Source organism: Streptomyces sp. 13-12-16 (genome assembly GCF_002114215.1).
GTDB lineage: Bacteria > Actinomycetota > Actinomycetes > Streptomycetales > Streptomycetaceae > Streptomyces.
Genome location: NZ_NCTE01000594.1, coordinates 1 through 4885, shown reverse-complemented (window position 1 = coordinate 4885; position 4885 = coordinate 1). Strand labels below are relative to the sequence as shown.

The following is a 4885-nucleotide window of genomic DNA, read 5'->3' as shown; positions in this document are numbered from 1 at the left end:
CCCAGCCGTCGTCGCAGCCGAGCAGCCCCGCGACCGCGTCGCACGCCGCCGGGTGCGCGGCGAGCAGTGCCGCGCCCCGGGGGACGGCGGCCACGGGCCTGACCGCGAACGGATCGGTCTCCGGCACCCGCCACGGCGGTGTCCACGCGTCCAGTTCCGCCAGCCGGCCCGGGAAGATCCGCCCCGCCTCGCGGACCATCAGCGGGGCGAGGTCCGCCGCGCCGGAGCGCAGGGTGGTGATCAACAGCGGCAGCCACGGCAGCAGCACCGTGTCCGGCAGCCGGCCGAACGCGTTGGACACCGCCTCCACGACCACGTCCGCCAGTCCCGGCACGGGCTCCAGCGCGTGCACGAAACCGCTGAGGTAGCGCGGGTAGGAGGGCACCACCAGCGGGTTGTCCAGCAGCTCGTCGCACCGCGCCCGCAGCTCGGTGCGGGACAGGGTGCCGAGCTGCACCTGCGCCGCCCACAGCAGTGCCGTCTTCGACGGGTCGTCGGGGTGCGACTGGGCGACCGCGAGCTCCAGCTGGTTCCGGTCGCAGCCCAGCGACAGCGCGAGGCTCTCCATGGAGAACAGGAAGCCGAGCATCGCCGCGACCTGTCCCACCGTCGCGTCCTCGTCCCGGAACGCCGTCGGCAGCAGCGTGCAGTAGTGGGCGTAACCGGTCTTGACGAACGACTCGATCCACGCCGGCAGCACCGGCTCACTGGTGCGGTAGTACGCCAGCAGCGCACGCACCCGGCGCAGCACCTCCGGCGCCCCGTCGACACTCCGCTCCGCGGCGAGCACCTTCAGCGCGTGCGTGCCGAGCTCGTCGGCGAGCCGGCGGCCGCCCAGGTACAGGAGCGTGTCCTCGACGGCCGCCAGCACGGTCGCCGTGGTCGCCCGCGGCCCGTACGCGTCGCGCCGCAGCCGCTGCTCCAGGACCTGCTCCAGGCTGACGCCCTCGTAGCCCAGCTCGATCAGGGCCCGCTGGTGCGTACCGAGCGCCAGGTCCCACGACTCCTGGATCGACCGCTCACCGAGCCGCCGCTCACCCATGATCGGCCGTGCCGCGCCCTGCGGCAGCAGACGCCGCAACATCCACAGCACGTCGGAACAGGCCCGCAGTTCCGGCCGGGAGGCCATGTCCAGCAGCGCCCGGCGCACCCCGCGCTGTTCGAGCTTCAGCTCCAGCGGTGCGAGCCGGTCGTACACGTCACGGGCGAGCGGCGGCAGCGAGTCGTACCCGACCTGGCCGATCCGGTCGCCGCCCATCATGATCTCGACGAGGCGCCGCACGTCCCGCCGGCCCGGGACGCTGTCCTTCTCGATGCAGGTGACCGCCGCGTCCTGGAAGTCGTACGGCGTCGGCTTGGCCCGGTCCCGCAGGCCGGCGAGCAGGATCGACGTCTCGAAGACGGCGATGGCGTCGGCGGTGGAGGCGAGGTAGCCGTTGCGCCGGGCCGCGCGCACGATGTCCACCGACCAGCCGAGCAGCTCGGCCTCGTCGAGCCCGTCGAGCACGGGCGGCCGGCGGAGGAAGCCCGACAGCTTGTCCGCGGCGGCCCCGGACGACGGAGCGGGGACGACGGCCGCCTTCTTGGCCGCGGACTTCCTCCTCCCGGCCTGGCCCTGAAGCACGTACGGCTTCACACGGGTCCGCTTCAGGCCCTTCGCCCACTCCGTCGCCGCGATCGACACCGAGCCCGCGGCGAGGCCGAACTGCGCCTCGATCGCCGCGTGGCTGGACGGGATCAGCCCGTACTGCCAGGTGGTGGCGGTACGCGGGGAGATGGCGAACGTGCCCGAGCCGCCGTGCACGCCGAACTCCTCGACCCGGCTGGCCGCGTGGAACGCCCCGCACACGTACAGGCAGTCCTCCGGGTCCGTGCCGCTCGCCGCCAGGTGCTCGCGCATCCGCGTCCACATGTACCGCTCGCGGTCCTCGTCCACCCGGAGCCGGGACCCCTCGCCGGGGGCGAGCCGCCGGAACAGGCTGCCGATGAGGAACATCACCTGGCGGTAGGTGTCGTGGTCGCTGTCCCCGAGCGGGACCTCGACGTACTGGTGCCACCACTCCGACCAGTGCCGCACCTTGCCGTGGCGCAGCAGGTGCTCCTCCAGCTCGGCGAACCGGGGCCGCAGGTCGCCGATCTCGACGCCGACGGCCTCACCGTGCAGCGCGGCCCCGTCCTCCTGCGGAGGTTCGGCCCCCTCCTGCGCCTGCTCGCCCCTCCTGTCCCACTGGAAGACGTGGTCCGCCGACCGGTCGACGAGCACCAGCTCGACACCCGGCGTGTCCAGGGCGTACGCGATCGCCTGGTACTCGGCGGACGCCTCCGTGACCGGCGCCACCACCGACAGCGGGGCCCAGTCGGCCGGGAAGCCGTCGACGTCACCGGCGAACGCCTGCACCGCCACCGGCAGTCTGCAGTTGCGCAGTTCGGACAGGAGCGGCGCCATGTCCTCGCACAGCTCCAGGTACACCACCTTGGGCTGCTTCTCGCGCAGCCGGCGGGCCATGGCGAGCGCCGAGGCGGGGGAGTGGTGGCAGACGGGGAAGATCTCCAGCGGCTCGCGCACCGCCCGGTCGACGTCGTCGACCATGCCGAGGAGGATGCCCTCCAGGGCGTCCGGACCGCCCGCGAACGCGGCGGCGGCGTCCTGCAGTTGCCCGCGCAGTCCGGCGAACGACGTGCTCTCCCGGTGCCCGCTCATGACAGGGTGGCGATCGCGTCGCGGCCGCCCTCGAGGAACTCGGGCCAGGAGCCGCCCTCCTCCTTGCTGCGCGGCTCGACGACACCGTGCAGGTACTTGTTGAGGATGGCCAGGTCCTCGGGCTCGCGCCGGGTGAGCGAGCCGACCAGCGAGGAGGCGAGGGCGCGGGCGGTCAGGGTGCGCTCACCGAAGAAGTTGCTGTGCAGGACGGCGTCCTCCAGCACACCGATCTGCTCGGCCGTCGACAGCGCGGACTCCAGCTTCTCGTCGTCGCTGCCGGCCGCGGCGGCGGACGCCCGCAGGTCGGCGAAGCTCTGCAGCAGCACGTCCAGCAGGGTCGGCGGCACGTCCAGGTCGATCGAGTGCCGGCGCAGCAGCTCCTCGGTGCGGAAGCGGACGATCTCCGCCTCGCTCTTCTTGTTCGTCACCACCGGGATGCGGACGAAGTTGAAGCGGCGCTTGAGCGCGGAGGACAGGTCGTTGACGCCCCGGTCGCGGCTGTTGGCCGTGGCGATGACGGAGAAGCCGGGCTTGGCGAAGACGATGTTGTCGTCACCGCCGCCGCTCTCCAGCTCGGGGACCGAGATGTACTTCTCGGAGAGGATCGAGATCAGCGCGTCCTGGACGTCACTCGTGGAACGGGTCAGCTCCTCGAAACGGCCGATGGCGCCCGCCTCCATCGCGGTCATGATCGGCGAGGGGATCATCGACTCCCGCGACTGGCCCTTGGCGATGACCATCGACACGTTCCACGAGTACTTGATGTGGTCCTCGGTGGTGCCGGCCGTGCCCTGCACCACCAGCGTGGAGTTGCGGCTGATCGCCGCGGACAGCAGCTCGGCCAGCCAGCTCTTGCCCGTGCCGGGGTCACCGATGAGCAGCAGACCGCGGTCGGAGGCGAGCGTGACGATCGACCGCTCCACGAAGCTGCGGTCGCCGAACCACTTCTGCGACACCTCCCGGTCCAGTCCGTCGGCCCGCTCGGAGCCGAGGATGAACAGACGGACCATCTTCGGCGACAGGCGCCACGAGAACGGCTTGGGGTTGTCGTCGATCGACTCCAGCCAGTCGAGCTCCTCGGCGTACTTGATCTCGGCGGGGGCGCGCAGCAGGTCGGACATGAGGGGAAAGCCTTTCGTACGGTGGTCGGGAGAGACGTGGGACGCCGCTGCGTCGGTCACGTGAGGAACGTCTTGAGCTCGTGCACGAGCTTCTTGATGTGGCCGGAGATCACCGGTGTACCGAGGTCCTTGAACTTCTCCCGGAACCACGGGTTGACGCTGCCGCGCCCGGAGCTGGTCACCGAACCCACCGGGATGAACTTCGCCCCCGAGCGGTGAACGGCGGCCATGCTCTCGAACAGCTCGTCGGTGCGCCATTCGTAGAAGTCGGAGATCCACACCACGACGGTGTTGCGCGGCTCGGCGATCTTCGGCTGGGCGAGCGCCATGGCGACGGTGCCGTCGGTGCCGCCGCCGAGCTTGGTCCGCAGCAGCGTCTCGAACGGGTCGTGCGCCCAGGGCGTGAGGTCCAGCGCCTGCGTGTCGTACGCGATCAGGTGGACGTCCACCTTCGGCAGCCCGGCGAAGATGGACGCCAGGATGGTGCAGTTGACCATCGAGTCGACCATCGAACCGGACTGGTCCACGACCACGATCAGCCGCTGGGGTGTCGTCTTGCGGCTGGTGTGCCGGTAGTAGAGCCGGTCGACGTAGAGCCGCTCCTCCTCCGGGTCCCAGTTGGTGAGGTTCTTCCAGATGGTGCGGTCCAGATCGAGGTTGCGGTAGACGCGCTTGGGCGGGACGGACCGGTCGAGTTCACCGACCGTGGCCTTCTCCACCTGGGTGCGCAGCACTTCGGTGACCTCGTCGACGTAACGCCGGATCAGCGCCTTGGCGTTGGCGAGGGCGACACCGGAGAGGTTGTTCTTGTCGCGCAGCAACTGCTCGATCAGCGACATGCTCGGCGTCAGCCGGGAGGCCAGCGCGGGATCGGCCAGCACCTCGCGCAGATGCATGCGCTTGACGAGACCGGCCTCGATGGAGCCCAGTTCCGGCCCGATCCCGGGGATCAGACGGCTGAGGTCGGGCGCGGGGCCGCCGAAACCGGTGCCGGTCGGGCCGGCGCCCTGCCCGCCTCCCGCGCGGTTGCCACCGCCGCGCAGCTCGCCGGGCCGGCAGCCCA

General features: G+C 71.2%; 3 protein-coding genes. All 3 read right to left on the bottom strand.

The window, feature by feature from the left end; translation table 11 throughout:
• Positions 1-2701 (bottom strand): DUF5682 family protein (locus B7767_RS23575; protein ID WP_085573952.1); only part of this gene is annotated, 2701 nt, incomplete at its 3' end.
• A complete protein-coding gene (locus B7767_RS23570) occupies positions 2698-3822 on the bottom strand; it encodes an AAA family ATPase (protein ID WP_073931360.1) in 1125 nt (374 codons plus the stop codon). The genes B7767_RS23570 and B7767_RS23575, both read right to left, overlap by 4 nt.
• 56 nt (positions 3823-3878) lie before the next feature.
• Positions 3879-4885: VWA domain-containing protein (locus B7767_RS23565; RefSeq protein ID WP_085573951.1), on the bottom strand; the 1007-nt coding region annotated here is incomplete at its 5' end.